Genomic DNA, 16,925 nt, shown 5'->3' with positions numbered 1-16,925 from the left:
CCATCCGTTTGATGGCATGGGAAGCAGGGACATAGTTGATAAAGCACGCCGCTCAGCGGACCACACCCGGGCCAGGGGCCGCCGTCGTCTTCGATTGTGACGGCTTGCTGATCACAACCGAGGTGGCCTGGGATCTCGCTTACGATGCGATCTTTGCTCAGCATGGTGCCGCGATCGACGAAGCCGACAGGAACCGTCTGAGGGGCCTTGACCTCACCGCGGTCGGACTATTCCTGGCTGAACGGCTACGTCAGCCCGCCCCGTCCTCGGCTCTGGCCGCTCAGGCCCTCGACCTGATGCGCAGCCACGTAGACAGGGTCATCGCGCCCATGCCGGGGGCCACCGAGCTGGTTGCCGAGTTGGCCGGCACCCGTCCCGTTGCCGTGGCGTCCAACGCGCCGACCGACGTCGTCGAGGCTAATCTTCGCAGGTTCTTCGACCTCTCGGGCGTCGTCATCGTCGGAGGCGACATGGTCGCCGCGCCCAAGCCGCAGCCGGACATTTACCTGGCCGCTTGCGCGGCTCTCGCCTCAGATCCGGCGGATACGTGGGCACTTGAAGACTCTGCCACGGGCGCTGCAGCAGCCCTGGCTGCAGGCCTGTGCGTCATAGGGGTGCCGCACACGGAAGGCTCGGTGTTCCCCTGTCACATGCGGGTCGGTTCGCTCGACGACCCTCATCTTCGGCAGGTCCTCCTCGGCGAGACCACCTCCGGTACACGCTGAGCCCGGCACCGGGTCCCGACGGCGATTGGCGCTCCTTCAGACGCCGCTCCCGCGACAGCCCCAACTGGCCGGCCGACGTACACCGTGAGCGGCCCACTCCCCGCGCGACGAGGAATCGTGTCGGTTGTTCCGCTGCGCGCCACAGCGCGCCACAACGGGCCACGGAGCCTCTCCAAACCGCCACAGCGCGCGCCCTACCCAGGCCACAGTTTCCTGAGGTCTCCTACTGGCAGTAAGCAGCTCAGTCGGGACAGGCCGCCCAGTCAGGGCAGGCCACGGACCGCCAATGGCTGTTCACCCGTACCGATGACCCGAGCGTGCCGGGCGGCAGCCCGGCCGAAGGGAGGGCTCGACTCCGTGAAACCGGGTGCCTTGGACACCGTCGTCTGCGACGTGGGCGGCGTGATCATCAGATTCGATACCGGCGTCGCACAGCAGATCGAAGAGCGGCACGGTCTGGACAGCGGGTCGCTCCTGGCCGCTGCCTTGAAGTCTCCTCCTGGCCGACAGGCCATGGCCGGCGAGTTGACCCACGAGGACTGGAAGCAGGCCATGACCGGCCTCGTGGGAGAGTCCGCAATCGACGAGTGGCTCGCCTACCACGGCGAGCTGGACCCGGAAGTGGTGGCGCTGCTGAAGAAATGCAGGGGCGCCGGGAACCGTGTCGTGCTCCTCTCCAACGCGACCGCCCGGCTGCACGACGACTTGGCATTTCACGGACTGTCGGACCTGGCGGATCGGGTCCTCTGCTCGGCCGAGATGGGGCTGGTCAAGCCGGACCCACGTTGCTTTCGTGAGGCCGCGCAGCTAGCGGGGTTCGCTCTGGAGCGGGCGCTGTACGCCGACGACACCGCCTGCTGGGTGGCAGCCGGAGCCCGTCTCGGTATGACCGGCCACGTCTTCAGCACGGCCAAGGCGCTGCGGGACTGTCTGGAGTCGACGGGATTGGTGTCATGACCACGCACCAGTCCCAACCGCCGGAGATCCTGATTAGTGTCATCGTGGCGACAGCCCGCGATAACGGGTGCCGACGTCTTGTACAGGCCGTGCGGCAGCAGTTCGCGGCGGCGGCATGCTTGTACGAGATCGTCCTCGTCCTCGACGGCTGCCCGCGCTACGGCTGGCTCACCGACCATGATCCAGACCTCCGTGTCATCGTCCTCCCCGAGCGGCAGGGCATCGCCCGTGCCCGCAATACGGGGATCGCCGCCAGCCAGGGCCAGCTGCTGGCCTTCCTTGACGACGACTGCGTGCCGGCATCGACCTGGCTGGGTGAGCTGCTGCGCATGAGCAGCGAACATCCCGAGAAGGCGGCGTTCGGCGGACGGGTGATCGGGACCGACCCGTCGAACCTGTACAGCCAGCTGCGGGACGGCATCTACTACTACGAAACGTTCGGCCCCTGGTACACAGACAGCTCCGCGGCCGCGGACGTGATCGGCGCCCCGTACGTGAACGGCGGGAACTGCGCCTACCGGCGTGAGGCGCTCCTGGCCAGCAAGGGGTTCGACGCTCTGCTGCCCGCCTACAGCGACGTGGAGCTCGGCCGGCGCCTGCTGCTGCGGCAGCGGGCGGTGCTCAGCCCGGGCATGGCCATTCACCATGATCATCCCACTGACTTTCGGCAGTACATGCTGCGGTGCTGGCGCAGCGGGCGGGCCCGGGCCTTGTTGTGGTGGCACCGCCAGTATCGGGAGGACTCGCCCTCGGCCATCGGCGTCGCGGTCGCGGCGAATCTCATGTGGCACAACGCCGTCCACCGGCGGCGCCGGATCACTGACTCCCCCTCCCGGGTGGTGGCAGTGCTGACCTGTCAGGAGATTGTTCATGGCATCGGATACGCGTGCGCGCTCTTCGCGAGTCTCGTGGATGGTCGGCGTGCTGGCGGCTTCCCTCGTCACGCGGAGGGTGCTGGAGTCGCGTCAGGTACGCCGTAGCCTGCGTGCCGGCTGCCCCGGAGGGCGCTCCGGGACGGGGTCGGCTCTCTCGGGCGGCGCCCGGGTGGTAGCGGTCGTGCCGATGTACGAGGAGACCGCACTCGCCGAGGACACCGTCCGGTTCTGGCGCCATGCCCTGCGGGCGAAGACCGTCGACGCGGTGGTGCTCGTGACGACCGCCAAGGAAACGGAATCCGGCGGGGCGAGCACGCACACGCTGCTCCGGGAGGTCCTCGCCGCCGGCGGCGAGGACCACGAGGACCTGGTGCTCCTGCACTGCCAGGAGGTCTGCCCCTACCGTGCCGCGCAACTGGACATGGCCGTCGCGTGGGCGCGGGATCGGTTCGCGTCCGCTGACGAGGCGAACGGGCTGTGGATCGGCGTCTACAACGCCGACTCCCGGCCGCACCTGGACACCTTCGACGAGCTGCGCTCTGCGATCGGCGCCGATCCCGGGGTGCGTGTCTTCCAGCAGCTGGTCGACTACGTCGTCCCGGACCGCGAAGGCGCCGGTGCAGTAGCGGCGGGCAATTCGGTGCTCCAGACCTGGTGGACTTTGTCACACTACGTCGCCCGAAACGAGCGAGGGCGCCGCGGCAACTCGCTGTGGTCGCGGACCTCACCGTTCTCGACGTTCGGACACGGAGAGTTCATCCGCGCGGACTTCCTCCAGATGATCGGCGGGTTCCCGCGGTACGCCTACGCCGACGGGCTCCTGCTCGGCTGGGTGGCCCGCCTGGCGCGGGAGCCGATCGGTCTGCTGGTCAACCGCGACGTGGCCGAGGTCCCCCGCACGGGGCGTGACCTCGTCCTGCAGCAGACCGCCTGGTTACGGGGCCTGCTGAACTTCGGCGTCACGGTGGCGTGGTGCCGTGAACAGAACCTGCTGCGACTTCCGGCCAGCGAGGTCCGCCTGCTCAAAGCCCGCCACCTGGCCATTCCCGTGGCGTGGGGGCTGAGTACCGCGGCGGTGGCCACAGGGATTGTGGCCGAAGTGCACCGGGTGATTCACAAGCGAAGCTCTGCGGCCGATCTTGCCGCGATGGCAGCATTGGCCGCCTACCCGGTGATCCCCGGCCTGGTGGCCACGACGCAACAGCAGCGCGCCATGGGCCGTGGTCGGCGGGCCGCCGGAGTGCTGGCATCCTGGCCCATGGAAGGGCTGGCGTTCTGGCCGGCCCTGTACGGACACCTTCGGCACGGCCAGCAGGCCCCGGCCAAGACGCCCCGGTAGGCGGTAGGAGGGATGAACGGCTGTGTCGGCCGAGGAGAGCGAGCGGCTGCTGAGCGACGCCCTGGCGTGCGCGAGGCAGACGTGGCAGCCGTCGGGCTACGGCTTCGAACCGGTGGCCGGCGGCACGATGGCCGCGGTGTGGCGAGGCGTCTCGCCGTCGCCAGCGCTGCCGGATGTCGCCGTGCGGCTGACTCCGAAGCCGGAGGCGCTCACCAGGAGGATTGCCGCACTGGTCGACGGTGTCACGAGCGTCGAATCCCCTCGGACCTTGGCGGTCGGCACGATCACGACCGCGGACGGACCGCGGACCGTGCACGTGTGCACGTGGATCGGCAAGGGCGGCGCGGACCGCAGCAACCCCTACGGGCTTGGCCAGGACCTCGCCCGGCTGCACACCGACCTGGCACGACCCGGCGCCGGCGACTTCACCGACCGCCGCCTGTCCTTCGAGCGCGGCCCGATCCCCGCCTCCGACCAGGACCTGCCGCCCTGGTACGTGGCCCGGCACCTGTGGCGGGACCGGATCCTGCCACAGTTGGCCCAGGACCAGGCGTCCCTGCGGCCCCAGCCCATCCACGGGGACATGCACTGGGACAACGTCGTAGCCGGCAGCAGCGGCGGCGGGTTCGGCTTCATCGACTTCGACAAGGTCATGTGCGCCCCTCCGGTCTTCGATCTCGCCAAACTCCTGGCGACCGGCTTCTTCGTGCACCGCGACGGCCGGGCCCACTACCGGCAGTCGCGGGCCGCGGACCTCCTGGCCGGCTATCGCACCATCCGGCCGCTGAGGCCCGCCGAGGTCGCCGCCATCGAGGGCTTCGCCGTGATCTTGAACGAGGAGATCGCACGCCTCGGCCACGCCTACGGCGTGGACGCCTACCGCCGCCAGGCCGATGCCGTCGGATCCTGGTGGACCTCCCGCCGGCGCCAGCGCCCCCTGGACCCGCTCGGTCTTCGCGAACAGGCAGCCGAGCCCACCGTGCAGCAGCTGTTCCTCCCTGGCATCGACAGCTAGACCCGAGCACCCCACCGGGCGGTACGAGCGCCCCCAGACACGCCCGCCCGCGCCCGGGTGACCGTTCCTTCACACCCCACGCACCCTGTCATGCCCATGCACATCCTCGCGTACGGAGTGTCATGCGATCACTACTCGTAGGAGTCGGCAGTCATGGCGGCGACACGCTGCTGCCTGCTGCCTGCTCCGCCGGAATCCCCTTGTCCGCCCTGGTCGACCGGGACGCCCCGCGCGCCAGCCAGCTCGCCGCGCAATGGATGATCCCCCAGGTCTACGCGACGGCCGACCAGGTCGACAACGGCACCTTCGACACCGCCCTCATCGCGCTTCCCGTCACCGAGCAGGCCGCACACACGGCCTGGGCCCTGAAGGCGGGGCTCCAGACCTTCGTGGAGAAGCCGCCGGCCCCGGACCTACGCGGCTTGCGCTCCTTGATCGAACTGGCGCAGCAGTCCGACGCCGTCTGCTGCGTGGGCATGAACTTCCGCTGGGCCGAGGGCATCCGCAAGCTCATCGAGGCCCTCGAATCCGGGACCTACGGCACCGTCAGCTGCGTACGGGTCGAGCACGTCGCCCGCAAGCCGGTGACGAGCTTCAGTCCGGAACTGTCCCTGGAAGCCAGCCTCTTCGCCGCGCAGGGCATCCACGCCATCGACCTGGCCCAGATACTGATGCCGGGAACCACCGGCACCACCGGCCAGATGATCTCGGTGGACCGCGGGCGCCTGTGCACCATGAGCGCCACAAACCCCCAGGCGGGAACGCGGCTGGAGGTGCTGTTCGGCAGCTGCGCTGCCGCCTTCTACCACTCCGTCCACGTCACCACCTCGCGCGGCGACATGTTCCACCTGCGGGACCTGTCCGAGCTCCAGCTGCGGCCCAGCGGAGACGACCCGCAGGTCGCGGAATACCCGGGCGTGCGCGTCCTGTGGCGCCGCTCCCCCAGCTCGGACGGCTACACCCATGCCGGCTACGGGCCTGAACTGGCCGCCTTCCGGGACCTGTTGAACGGCGAGGCGCCACACCGCCTGGCCCGTCTCGAGGACCTGCTGCCCGTCTACGAGGCGTTCGACGCCCTGCTGACCTCGGAGGGCCTGGGATGGACGGCATAACCGAGAAGTACCTCCACGGCGCCATCGCCGACGGAGGCACCGGCAACGCGGACGTTGTCCGCGCTCTCGAAGCCCGGCTCGGCGCCCTCATCGGCGCCCCGTACACGCTGTGCGTCTCCAGCGGCACCGCAGCCCTGATCAGCGCCCTGTACGCGGTGGGCGTCCGCCCCAGTGCCCGGGTGGCTGTCTCGGCCCTGGGCCCGTCGATGACCGGACTGGCCGTGACGGCCCTCGGGGCAGAGCCGGTGTTCATCGACTGCCGCCCCGGCTCCTTCGGCCTGGCCCCGCAGTCCCTGAGCGAGGCGGCCAAGGCGGGACCGCTCGCCGCCGTGGTCCCGGTTCCGATGTGGGGCTACTGGGACGAGGACCCCCAGGTGCTCGCCGACCTCCGCCAGCGCGGAATCCCGGTGATCGTCGACGCCGCGCAAGCGCCGTTGTTGCGGCTCGAGCCGCAGGCGCTGGCCGACGCAGCCGACGTGATCTGCCTGAGCCTGCACGGCCGCAAGCCGATCAAGGCCGGCGAGGGCGGCGCCTGCCTCACCCGCAGCACGGAACTCGCCGAAAAGATCCTCGCGGTGCGCAACTTCGGCCAGGCTGCGCACTTCTCCGGCACACGGGTGGATCCCACGGGCCCCTTCGGGGACCGACTCGGCACCAACTTCAAGATCAACGGTGTCGGGGCGGCCTGGTGCCTGGGCCAGCTGGAAGAGCCCGGTGCACTGCGCGCCCGCCACGCACAGCTGAGGGTGGCCGCGCGCGCTGTGTTCGACGGCACCGGCATCGCCTGGCACGAGGCCCCGCACGGCAGCGACGTCGTCGAGCACGGCGGGTACGGCCTGGTCGCCCTCTGCGGCGACCCCGAGGACGCGGCCCGCATGGCCCACCGCCTCACGGCTGGCGGCGTGGAGGTCGACACCCTCCGCTACGCCTACGCGCCCATGCACACCAGTGCGTGCTTCACCGCCGACGACGTCCGCACGCCCGCCGCGCACGACCTGACGTCGATCGCGGTGGCCTGCCGCCTCGAAGCGTTCCTCGCCCCATCTGCCGTCGGAGGTTGACATGAAGGTTGGCATCATCGGCATGGGCCACGTGGGGGCCTCCATGCACACCCTCTTCGCGCGCCACGCCGACCTGGTCACCTACGACCAGAAGGACGGCGACGCCTACCCGCAACAGGCCCTGCAGGCATGCGACTTCGCCGTGGTGTGCGTGAACACCCCGGCCGGTCCGGGCGGGGAGTGCGACGTCTCCCACGTCTTCGACGCCGTCAAGCGCGTTCCCACACAGCGGGTGATGCTGAAGTCCACCGTCCCGCCCGGCACCACCGCGCAGCTGGCCGAAGCCACGGGCAAGGAGATCTGCTTCAGCCCCGAGTACGTCGGGGAGAGCACCTACTTCAACCCGGTCTGCGACGACCCGCTGACCATGCCGTTCGTCATTCTCGGCGGCGAGCAGGCGATCCGCAGCTACTTCCTCGACGCGCTCGTGCCCATCCTGGGACCGACGAAGGCCTACTTCCAGTGCACCGCGGCCGAGGCCGAGGTCATCAAGTACATGGAGAACGCGTTCTTCGCCACCAAGGTCACGTTCGTCAACGAGTTCCGAGAGATCGCCGAGGCCTTCGGCGCCGACTGGCACACCGTGCGCGAAGGGTGGCTGCTGGACCCGCGCGTCGAGCCGTCCCACACAGCGGTGTTCGCCAACACCCCCGGATTCGGCGGCAAGTGCCTTCCCAAGGACATGACCGCCATCATCGCCGCGGCGCGCGCGGTCGGTGCGAGCCCCGATCTGCTCAGCCAGGTCGTGCGCAGTAACGAACGGCTCCGCGCCACCCTCTAGCCGCCCCGCTGCCCGGCCGGTCCCGGCCGGGCAGCTGCACCCATAGGAGCCGACCATGCCCGCGCCCGTCATCATCGGCGTCAACTATCACCGGATCGGCGACGTGGATCCCGCCAACCCCTACCACCGACTCCACACCGTGCCGCACGAGGCCTTCGCCCGCCAGCTCGACTGGATGCGTGCTCGCGGCGCGATCGTCTCCCCGGATCAGGCCCGCGCCGCCGACCTACCGGCCGACGTCAACTTCGTGCTGTGCTTCGACGACGTCCCGCACTCCGCACTCACCGGCATCGGACTACTGCGCTCGCAGGGCCTGCCCGTGACGCTCTCGCCCGCCGGGGTGCTTGCCGACGACGGCCTGGGATGGCGCGACAAGGTCTACGCGATCGAGAAGTACGCCGATCCCGAGCACATCGCCCAGCACGTCGCCGACCACCTTCCGGAAGCCGCCCGCCTGGAGAGCACCTTCTACCATCTCACCAAGAGTGCCGACCTCGATCCCGACCAGGTGCGCACCCGCCTGATCGACCCGCTGTACGCGACCGTTCAGGACCGCGCGGCACCGTTCTTCGCCGAACGCGGATACCTCACCTGGCCCCAGCTGCGGGAGCTCGCGCGCGATCCGAAGGTCACGGTGGCCAATCACACTTACCAGCACGACAACCTCGCCGCCCTCGGCCGTGACGCCGTGCGCGCCGAGGTCGAGCGCGCCCACACCCACTTCACCCGCCAGATGGGAGAGCGCGCCCGGTACTTCACCGTGCCCTTCGGCCGCCTGACGCAGCACCTTGCCCTGGACCTGCTCGATCCACTCGTCTTACTGGGCTATGAGGGCATCCTCTGGGTCGGCTCCGGCGGAGTGAGCGTCCACGGCCCCTACAAGCACCAGGTCCTGCACCTGATCCGGGTGCACGCGGCCGAGACCGCGGACGGGTTCGCCGATCAGGTGGAGGCCGCGGTCCGCGGCGCGACCCGCGCGGCCATCTGGCAGGTTCCCGAAGTAGCGCACCACCGGCCGGTACAGATCCTCGAAGGAAGCAGCGCCCGCCGCGCGGGGGTGCTCGAGATGGTGCTGCGCCAGGGCAAGGACCACGCCAGCGACCCGGCTTACTTCCACCACCAGTTCACGGCCAACCCCTACCGCGGCAGCCGCGCCGACTACTGCACCGTCGAAGCCGACGGCTATCCCGAAGCCATCGCGTACCACTTCCACACCCCCTACGCCGTGGACGGACAGCAAGTGCCGGGCATCTACCTGTCCGGCTGGCGCAAACTCCCCCACGCGCACGCAACGGCCGCAGGCCGGCTACTGCGCGCGCTTCTTGACCACGAGCCCGCGGTCGGCGTCTACCGGCCCAACCCGGAGATCCACACCGCCTTCCGGGACTGGCACCGCATCCGCGTCACTCAGCTCGACCTTCCCGCCTCGGCCCACAGCCGCCCGACCGGCCCGTCCGCGTTCAGCGCCACGGAGAGCAGTGCGTTCCCGGCAGACTGCGAAGACCTGTGCGCGGCATCCGTCCAGCGTGCGGGCTTCACAGTGGCCCGCGACGGCTCCTACCACCACTGGCGGCACGCGACCTATCCCGCGGCCCCGGCCACCTTCCTCTCCGTCCGCAGCGCGGGCCGGCCCACCGGCATCGCGGTCACGCTCCATCTGCGCAAGGTCACCCACGTCGTCGACTTCCACCTCGCAGCCGACGAGGACGCGGACCACCTGCTCTCCGCGGTCCGGACGCACGCCGCCGACCACGGCTGCCCGGCCGTCCGCTGGGAAACCACCAACGCCCCGCTCATCCACACCGCCGTCGAGCACTACGGAGCGACCACCACCACCTACGACAACTTCTACCGCTTCAACTCCTCACGGCTCGCCTCCCACGGCGTCGCGCTACCCGGCGAGCGCTGGAGCGACCTGCAACTGCATGAGACCGCCACCACCAGCGACGTCCTACCTCGGTGAGGAGGCTCCCTATGTACACCGTCGCAGATCTCGTCTTGGCCAACGCCCGCACCCGGCCGGACAAGGCAGCCGTCATCGACGGCACCGACACGATCAGCTACGGCCAACTCGCCGACCGTGCCAAGCACTTGGCCAGGCGCCTGCAGGGCCTTCTGACCGCGGGTTCCCGCGTCGTGCTGCTCCTGCCGCGCTCGGCCGACACGCTCGCCGCGTACTTCGCGGCGCACCTGGCCGGCCTCGTCCCGGTGATCGCCCACGAACAGCTCCGTACCCGCCAGCTCGCGCACATCGTCGATCACGCCGAAGCGGGCCTCGCCCTCACCACCGACCGCCTCGCCGGACGGCTGAACACCTGTCTGCCGCCGAACCGCATCCTGACGGTGCCAGACCTCGCTGCCTCGCCACCGGCAGCACAGCCGGTCCGCCCGCGCGTCATCGGCCGGGATCTCGCCGGTCTGATCTACACGTCCGGCTCCACCGGCAGCGCCAAGGGCGTCATGCTCAGCCATGACAACCTCCTCGCCGGTGCCGAGATCGTCGCCGACTACCTCGAGCTGACACCGAAGGACCGAACGCTTGCCCTAATGCCGCTCTCCTTCGACTACGGGCTGAACCAGGTCCTGGCCACGTTCCACGCGGGCGGCACCGTCGTGATCCAGCGCTCCGCGTTCGCCCCGGACATCTGCCAGACGCTCGTTGCCCACGAGGTAACCGGCCTGGCCGGGGTGCCCACCCTGTGGAGCGACCTGCTGCGAGCCAGCTCCCCTTTCGTCACCGCCCGCTACCCCGCACTGCGCTATCTCACCAACACGGGCGGCGCCTTGACGCCCGCCGCCGTCCAGGCGATCCGCTCCGCCCAGCCCCAGCTGGCGGTCTTCGCGATGTACGGACTCACCGAAGCCTTCCGCAGCACCTACATCGACCCGCACCGGCTCAAAGAGAAGCCGACCTCCGTGGGCCGTGCCATCCCCGACTGCCAGGTCGACGTCGTGGACGAAGAAGGCCGGCCCTGTCCCCCGGGCGAGGTCGGCGAGGTGGTGCACCGCGGTCCGACGGTCGCACTGGGCTACTGGCGCGACCCCGAAGCCACCGCCCGCGTCTTCCGACCTCGCCCCGGGTTGCGGCCCCCGCGGCAGGAGACCGTCGTGTACTCCGGCGACCTCGGCTACACCGACGCCGAAGGCGACCTGTACATCACGGGCCGCCGCGACGAACTGACCAAGATCCACGGAATTCGCGTCACCCCCACGGAAGTCGAGACGGAGGTATCGGCTGCCGGTCTGACCGCCGCCGCGATCGCGGTGTTCGTCGCCGATCCCAGTGGCGCCTCGGAGCCGTGCCTCTTCCTCGCCGTTCAGCCCCGGGATGCCTCCTTCAGCATCGACGCCCTGCAGGCGTACTGCGCCGCCGAGCTGCCGCCGCACATGCGTCCCCGGCGTATCGAGGTCCTCGACGAACTCCCGCGCACGCCACATGGAAAGCCCGACCGCCAGCGCATCCTTGCTCTCCTGACGAGCGCGGGAGCCGACCGATGAGACCAACCTCAAGCGAACTCCTCACGCCCCTGGAGGAGTTCACCCAGCTTCACTGGGCCACCGTGCGCCGCTTCGGGCGACGCGCGGTCGATCTGTCCTTCCCCAACCCGCAGTTCCTGGCCGACCCCCGCCCCTATGAGGTGCTCGCCTCCCTCGCCGCCCAGGCGGGCCCGCTCGATCTGCGCTACAGCCCCTTCGGCGGGTTCACTCCCGTGCGCCGCCTACTGGCCGGCGCCCTCGCCAGGGAACACTCGCTGCCCTACACCTGGAGCGACATCATCATGACGCCGGGCGCCACGGCCGCCCTCCGCGTCGCCCTCCACACGCTCTTTGCCACTGGCGACCACATCATCCTGATCAGCCCGTGCTGGATGGACTACCCCCTGTACCTCACGGACCTCGGCCTCTCCTACACCCTGGTCCCCAGCACGCACGACAAGCACCTCAACCCGGACGCCATCGCACAGGCCTGGACGCCCAGCACCCGCGGCGTGATCATCTCCCAGCCGGCCAGTCCTACCGGGGTGATCCACGACCACACCGAACTGCAGCAGCTGGCCGCCGTCCTGGAGCGGCACGCACCAGCGAGACCGCCGCTGCTCGTTGCTGACGAGGCGCACGCTCACCAGGTCTGGGACAACACGCCATGCCCGGCTCCGGCCGCGTACTACGCCCACACCCTCACCGTGCGGTCGTTCGGCAAGGCCTGGGAGATGCAGGGACAGCGCACCGGCTGCCTCGCCGTCTCACCCCGTCTCGAGCCGCGGAGCGAGACCACCGCGGCGCTCCTGCGGCAGATGCGGATCGGCGGGCACTGCGCGCCGACCGCTCTGACCCAGCAGCTCGCAGCGGCCCTGTGCGAGACCGCCCCTGACCTGAAAGGCCTCGCTGATCTGCAGCGTCACGCACGTCAGCAGCTGCACGCCGCTGGCATCACCGTCCTCGACACCCACGCCACGCGATTCCTCTACGCACGCTGTCCCCTCTCCGACGATCGGGTCTTCGTCTCTCAACTGGCCGACCGCGGGGTCCTCGTGATGCCGTCGTCGCTCTTTCACGAGCGCGGCTGGTTCCGCATCGCCCTCAACCTTGGCGCGCCGCACCTCGACCGTGCCCTGGCGACCATCGGCGAGGAGTTCGCCCATGCTTGAAACACACCTACCCGTCACGAACGCATGCTGGACACCAGCTGAGGGAGCACATTCCGGGACTGTGACGCCGGACATGGCGCACGTGCTCCTCGGGCGCTTCGCCGACGTCCGCCAGGACGAAGGCCAGGTGATCGCGCTGCGTGATCCCCTCGGCCTCAACAAGCTGTACGCCGCCTTCCACCCCGACGTCGGCGTCATCGCGGCGAACTACCTGATCGATCTCATCAGGGCCGGCACCAGCTTCACCGACGTCTACGCCATCCCCCCGGGCAGCGTGGTCACGCTCGACCCGCAGCACCGTACGGGTACGGTGCGCCGCTTCTCCGCGCTGCCCGGCCGTGCCGGATCCGATCGCACGGCGGGCGAGCTGGCTGCGGAGATCATCGCGCTCCTCGACCAGGGCATGCAGCACCTCGCTGCCGCGCACCCCAGCCTCCCCGTGGCGGTCTGCCTGTCCGGCGGTGCGGACAGCTCCGTCATCGCCTCCTACACGCGCCGGTATTTTCCCCACGCCGTCGCGTACTCCTACTGCCTCGACGCCGAGCCGCTCAGCGAGGATGCCACCGCAGCCCGGGCCGTCGCCGACCACCTCGGCCTACCGTTCCGTCTGGTGCGCGCCGACCGCCAGGCCCTGCTCGATACGGTTCCTGCCGCCCTGCTCCACGGCCAGGACTGGCGCGACTTCAATGTCCACGCCGCCGTGGTCAACGAGGTCCTGGCCGCGGCCATCGCGACCGACCACCCGGCCGGAGCACTGGTCCTCACCGGCGATCTGATGAACGAGTTCCTCGCCGACTATGCCCCCGTGACCCACGGAGGCATCGACTATTACCGGCTGCCGCGCCTTTCACCGGACCGACTGCGTATCCACCTCGCGCGGGGTCTGCAGACGGGTGACCGCGAGGTCGGAGCGTTCGCCGCGCACGGGCTGACCGTCGTGCAACCCTACGGCTGGGCCGTCTCCCCGCTTCTCGGCCTGCCGGAGCCCGTCAGCAAGCCACAGCTCATGACGGCGCTCGCGCGGGGCACGCTGCCGGCAGAGGTACTTCAGCGGCCCAAACTCCGTGCGCAGATCGGGGATCGCAACGCCGAGACCGGTGTCCTGCCCCAGCTGCTCCGCGCCGGCATCGACCAGCAGAGCCTCGAAGACCACTTCCGGCGGGCACTGGGCATCCGATCGCCGCTGGAGCTGCGCACCACCGTTCGAGGCGGCGTTCACCAGCCTGTCCCCGCACCCCGTATCCCCGCGGAAGGCCCTCATGAGTCCCTCACCAGCTGATACCGCTGCCAGCATCGAAGCGTTCATCCGGCGCGAAGCCGCGGTGGCCGACGACGACCCCTGCTTTGGCCGGCAGGTGAACCTGTTCGACGCCGGATACCTCGACTCCCTGACGGTGGTGGCCCTGACCGTCCACATCGAAGAGGCACTCGGGACGCCGATCAGCGACACCGATCTCTTCGATCCCCGATTCGCCACGATCGACGGCATGGCCGAACTCGTTGCCGAGCGCGCCGGCCGGGCCTCGGACGCAGCGCCCGGCATCACGGCCGACTCGTGATGCCGACCGGAAGCTCGCCCTCCGGCCCGGGCCCCCGAGGGGACTCGGCGTTTCGGCCAAGATCGTTCTCGTCTGGGGCCAGTCCGGGCAAGGGTCGTTGTATCCCCCACGTCCGGCCGCCCCCGCACTTTGGCGGAAGTGAGCGCGTCTTAAAAACGTGCGTTCGAAGAGCTCTCCGCCTCGTTGAGCCAGACGCACTCGAACTATCACGCGACAGGCAGGAGGAGCCGTTGGCCCCGGCACAGGACAGCACACCGGAACCTGTCAGGGGTCCGGCCGATCCCGCCTCGCCCGAAGCAACGGCCCCAGCACTCCCGTCGCAGCGCATCGTCCAGGACCCGGGCACAGCGCGGGAGGCTATGGTCGCCCGGCTGGAGGAGGCTGGCGTTCTGCGGCCCGGCCCGGTGCGCAACGCCCTCCTCGCGATCCGGCGCGAGGTGCTGATTCCCCAGGCCTATGTGCGGCGCAGCCAGCCAGGCGAGGAGCCGCCACGGTGGGAACTGCTGGACTGGGCGGAGCCGGCCCACCGCGACGAGCTGCTCACTGTGCTGTACGGCGGGGAGAGCGTGCTCGTCCAGCACGCCGGCGAACGGCTCCTCGGTCGTGTCCCGGGTCCGAGGTCCGGGGGAGCGATCGCTTCGATGTCGAGTGTGGTGGGCATGACGGCCGGGCTCCTACAGAGCCTGGACCTCCAGCCGGGGCAGCGGGTGCTGGATATCGGCACCGGCGCGGCCGTGACGGCGGCAGCCGCTTGTTGGATCTGCAGCGATCGGACCGTGGTCACGCTGGATCGCGATGTACATCTCACCGAGGCAGCGCAGGCGCGCCTGGCCGGTCTCGGTTACCGGCCGAGGGCGGTGACCGGAGACGGGGCGGACGGCTGGCCAGCCGGCGGACCGTACGAGCGGATCTTCGTCTCGTACGCCGTCCCCAGGGTGCCGCCGGCCTGGGTGGACCAACTCCCCCCGGGCGGACAGGCGATGGCGACCCTCAGCGGCACGTCGCCGTCGTGGCCCGGCCTGGCGATCATCACCGCCACGTCCGGCGGCCGCGTACGAGGGGAACTACGTCCGGTGGAGTTCGGGCATCGGCCCGGTCATGGATTCGAGCGGCTATGCATTTCGCGGGAGTTCCTCGACCGGATCGAGGCCGGGGACGGGAGCCGTGTCGTCCACACCAACACGGCGCCTCCGCCGGACGGGGCCCGCGGATTTTGGCTTGCTCTCGATCACTTGCGGCCCGGGCTGGTCCGCAACTGGTCTGCCGGCCACCTGGTCATCGGGGCCCCGGCCTGTGGTTCATGGCTCACCGCCCGGGCTACTGGAGCCGACCGCTGGAGTCTGACGGCCTGTGGGCCTCGGGACATCTGGGGAGAAATCCAGGACGTCGCCGGTCTCTGGAGGGCCGCCGGCGAGCCGTCCACCTACCGGCTGCACCTCGAGGACACCCAGCAGTGGGTCACCGCTGGCGCTGGCACCGCAGAACTCTCCTGGTTGCTTCCCAACACAGACATCACGGGCGCCGAGGAGGAGCAATGACCGCTCGCGGTACCCGGGCTCCTACTGCCCTGGTTCAGCAGCGAGCTACTGCTCGCGGTCCGGACGACGATCACCACAACTCGGGACCGTGCCCCCGCAGCTACCAGGCCCGTGTGCTCCGAGGACCTCCCGAGTGATCCGAGACGCGAGTTCGTACACCGCGCCCGCCCGTATCCGTTCCCGACCTGCGAGAGGTGCTGACATGCCGCCCGCCCGATCCGACATCAGCGCTCTCGTGCAGATGTACCTAGCGCGCCATCCCTCCGAACACGGCACGGTGGACCCGTTGTTGACGCTGCTCGAAGGGGCGCAGGAACCGACGAGCCGCGCAACGATGCCAGCGCACATCACGTGCAGTGCCGTGGTGATCGACCGGGATCGGCGTGTGCTGCACATCCTTCACAGGGCGAGCGCTCTGGTCCTCGTCCCCGGCGGTCATCCCGAGCCGGAGGATCGCACGTTGCGCGCCGCGGCGGTGCGCGAGGTGGGCGAGGAGACCGGGATCAAGGCAGGCGATCTGTGCCTCACCCCGCTTCTCGGAATCCCGATCGACATTGAATTTCACGACATCGAGGCCCGCCCGGACAAGGGAGAACCGCCGCACCGGCACTACGACGTCCGGTTCGCCTTCTACCTGGTCGGGGAGCATCCCGAGCTCGTTCTGCAGGATGCGGAGGTCGCAGGAGCCGAGTGGCGCCACTTCGACGCGGTCAGCTCCCCGACACTGCGCGCCAAGCTGCTGGATTCGGGGCTCGACGGCCGGCCGGAGGCGGTGAACGCCTCGGCGCTGATCTTCGACGACGCCGGCCGCTATCTGCTTCATCTGCGCGACGACCTGCCGGAAATTTGGGAGCCAGGGTCATTTGCCTTGCTCGGCGGCGGCAGCGAGCCGAAGGACGTGACGCTCGAAGACACAGTCCGCCGCGAACTCCGTGAGGAGGTCCCGGATCTTGTCATCCCGGACCTGGAGCCCTTCGCCGTGGAGAGGACCACCGGCAGCGACGGACTACGCGTGCTGATCCAAGTGTTCGCCGGCCGCTGGAACGGCAACCCCGACCGTCTGCGCCTCACCGAGGGCGTCTTGCTGCGCTGGTTCGCGCCCGAGATGCTGCACCGGCTGCGTCTGAGCCCGGCAACACGCGCCCTGCTGCTCCGGCACGCGGCACAGCGCTGCGCCCTCCTCGGCCAAGACCCCCGCTACGAGCGGCGCAACGACTCCGAGCAAGGCCCTCTCGTCACCGACCACGCGCCCGTGGATGCCACTGTTCCGGGTCCGCGCACGGGGTGAGTTCCGCGTCTGGCAGTTCCGGCCGA

Annotated in this window: 15 protein-coding genes; all 15 read left to right on the top strand. The window is 69.8% G+C overall.

From position 1 onward, the window contains the following. The first annotated feature begins 35 nt into the window (after positions 1 to 35). The 15 genes from ACZ44S_RS36780 (at position 36) to ACZ44S_RS36710 (ending at position 16,899) form a co-directional block, all read left to right on the top strand. Complete coding sequence (locus tag ACZ44S_RS36780; protein ID WP_466937317.1) at positions 36 to 725, top strand: HAD family hydrolase; 690 nt, start codon at positions 36 to 38, stop codon at positions 723 to 725. Between the two features lie 372 nt (positions 726 to 1,097). After that, positions 1,098 to 1,682 (top strand): HAD-IA family hydrolase, encoded by a 585-nt coding sequence (locus ACZ44S_RS36775; protein ID WP_466937315.1) that lies wholly within the window; start codon positions 1,098 to 1,100, stop codon positions 1,680 to 1,682. Beyond that, positions 1,679 to 2,662, top strand: coding sequence for a glycosyltransferase family 2 protein (locus ACZ44S_RS36770; RefSeq protein WP_466937313.1), 984 nt, complete (start codon positions 1,679 to 1,681; stop codon positions 2,660 to 2,662). Before ACZ44S_RS36775 ends, ACZ44S_RS36770 begins: the two co-directional genes overlap by 4 nt. Positions 2,663 to 2,738: 76 nt before the next feature. Next, positions 2,739 to 3,896 (top strand): hypothetical protein, encoded by a 1,158-nt coding sequence (locus ACZ44S_RS36765; protein ID WP_466937311.1) that lies wholly within the window; start codon positions 2,739 to 2,741, stop codon positions 3,894 to 3,896. Positions 3,897 to 3,918: 22 nt separating this feature from the next. Beyond that, positions 3,919 to 4,911, top strand: coding sequence for a phosphotransferase enzyme family protein (locus ACZ44S_RS36760; protein WP_466937309.1), 993 nt, complete (start codon positions 3,919 to 3,921; stop codon positions 4,909 to 4,911). A gap of 122 nt (positions 4,912 to 5,033) precedes the next feature. Beyond that, the gene (locus ACZ44S_RS36755; protein WP_466937307.1) at positions 5,034 to 6,023 is read left to right on the top strand and encodes a Gfo/Idh/MocA family protein; all 990 of its coding nucleotides are present in this window, start codon (positions 5,034 to 5,036) and stop codon (positions 6,021 to 6,023) included. After that, positions 6,011 to 7,084, top strand: a complete 1,074-nt coding sequence (locus ACZ44S_RS36750; protein WP_466937305.1) for a DegT/DnrJ/EryC1/StrS family aminotransferase — start codon at positions 6,011 to 6,013, stop codon at positions 7,082 to 7,084. Before ACZ44S_RS36755 ends, ACZ44S_RS36750 begins: the two co-directional genes overlap by 13 nt. A 1-nt stretch (position 7,085) precedes the next feature. Beyond that, entirely contained in the window at positions 7,086 to 7,865 is a 780-nt protein-coding gene (locus ACZ44S_RS36745) for a Rossmann-fold NAD(P)-binding domain-containing protein (protein WP_466937303.1), read from the top strand. A gap of 55 nt (positions 7,866 to 7,920) precedes the next feature. After that, the gene (locus ACZ44S_RS36740) at positions 7,921 to 9,828 is read left to right on the top strand and encodes a polysaccharide deacetylase family protein (protein ID WP_466937301.1); all 1,908 of its coding nucleotides are present in this window, start codon (positions 7,921 to 7,923) and stop codon (positions 9,826 to 9,828) included. Between the two features lie 11 nt (positions 9,829 to 9,839). After that, complete coding sequence (locus ACZ44S_RS36735) at positions 9,840 to 11,363, top strand: AMP-binding protein (protein ID WP_466937299.1); 1,524 nt, start codon at positions 9,840 to 9,842, stop codon at positions 11,361 to 11,363. Continuing rightward, on the top strand, positions 11,360 to 12,514 hold the full coding sequence (locus tag ACZ44S_RS36730; protein ID WP_466937297.1) for an aminotransferase class I/II-fold pyridoxal phosphate-dependent enzyme: 1,155 nt from the start codon (positions 11,360 to 11,362) through the stop codon (positions 12,512 to 12,514). The genes ACZ44S_RS36735 and ACZ44S_RS36730 overlap by 4 nt, the downstream gene beginning before the upstream one ends. A 73-nt stretch (positions 12,515 to 12,587) precedes the next feature. Then, entirely contained in the window at positions 12,588 to 13,793 is a 1,206-nt protein-coding gene (locus tag ACZ44S_RS36725; RefSeq protein WP_466937295.1) for an asparagine synthase C-terminal domain-containing protein, read from the top strand. A gap of 43 nt (positions 13,794 to 13,836) precedes the next feature. After that, a complete protein-coding gene (locus ACZ44S_RS36720) occupies positions 13,837 to 14,073 on the top strand; it encodes an acyl carrier protein (protein ID WP_466937293.1) in 237 nt (78 codons plus the stop codon). Positions 14,074 to 14,432: 359 nt separating this feature from the next. Further along, positions 14,433 to 15,611, top strand: a complete 1,179-nt coding sequence (locus ACZ44S_RS36715; protein ID WP_466937291.1) for a protein-L-isoaspartate O-methyltransferase family protein — start codon at positions 14,433 to 14,435, stop codon at positions 15,609 to 15,611. Positions 15,612 to 15,813: 202 nt separating this feature from the next. Continuing rightward, positions 15,814 to 16,899, top strand: coding sequence for an NUDIX hydrolase (locus tag ACZ44S_RS36710; RefSeq protein WP_466937290.1), 1,086 nt, complete (start codon positions 15,814 to 15,816; stop codon positions 16,897 to 16,899). Positions 16,900 to 16,925 lie beyond the last annotated feature (26 nt).

Source organism: Streptomyces malachitofuscus (assembly GCF_055571035.1).
This window is presented reverse-complemented; position numbering and strand designations above follow the sequence as displayed.

Coding starts and splice junctions, on each gene's coding strand:
- ACZ44S_RS36715 (WP_466937291.1), top strand. CDS start 14,433: ATGGTCGCCCGGCTGGAGGAGGCTGGCGTTCTGCGGCCCGGCCCGGTG.
- ACZ44S_RS36755 (WP_466937307.1), top strand. CDS start 5,034: ATGCGATCACTACTCGTAGGAGTCGGCAGTCATGGCGGCGACACGCTG.
- ACZ44S_RS36735 (WP_466937299.1), top strand. CDS start 9,840: ATGTACACCGTCGCAGATCTCGTCTTGGCCAACGCCCGCACCCGGCCG.
- ACZ44S_RS36740 (WP_466937301.1), top strand. CDS start 7,921: ATGCCCGCGCCCGTCATCATCGGCGTCAACTATCACCGGATCGGCGAC.
- ACZ44S_RS36750 (WP_466937305.1), top strand. CDS start 6,011: ATGGACGGCATAACCGAGAAGTACCTCCACGGCGCCATCGCCGACGGA.
- ACZ44S_RS36770 (WP_466937313.1), top strand. CDS start 1,679: ATGACCACGCACCAGTCCCAACCGCCGGAGATCCTGATTAGTGTCATC.
- ACZ44S_RS36745 (WP_466937303.1), top strand. CDS start 7,086: ATGAAGGTTGGCATCATCGGCATGGGCCACGTGGGGGCCTCCATGCAC.
- ACZ44S_RS36725 (WP_466937295.1), top strand. CDS start 12,588: ATGGCGCACGTGCTCCTCGGGCGCTTCGCCGACGTCCGCCAGGACGAA.
- ACZ44S_RS36730 (WP_466937297.1), top strand. CDS start 11,360: ATGAGACCAACCTCAAGCGAACTCCTCACGCCCCTGGAGGAGTTCACC.
- ACZ44S_RS36710 (WP_466937290.1), top strand. CDS start 15,814: ATGCCGCCCGCCCGATCCGACATCAGCGCTCTCGTGCAGATGTACCTA.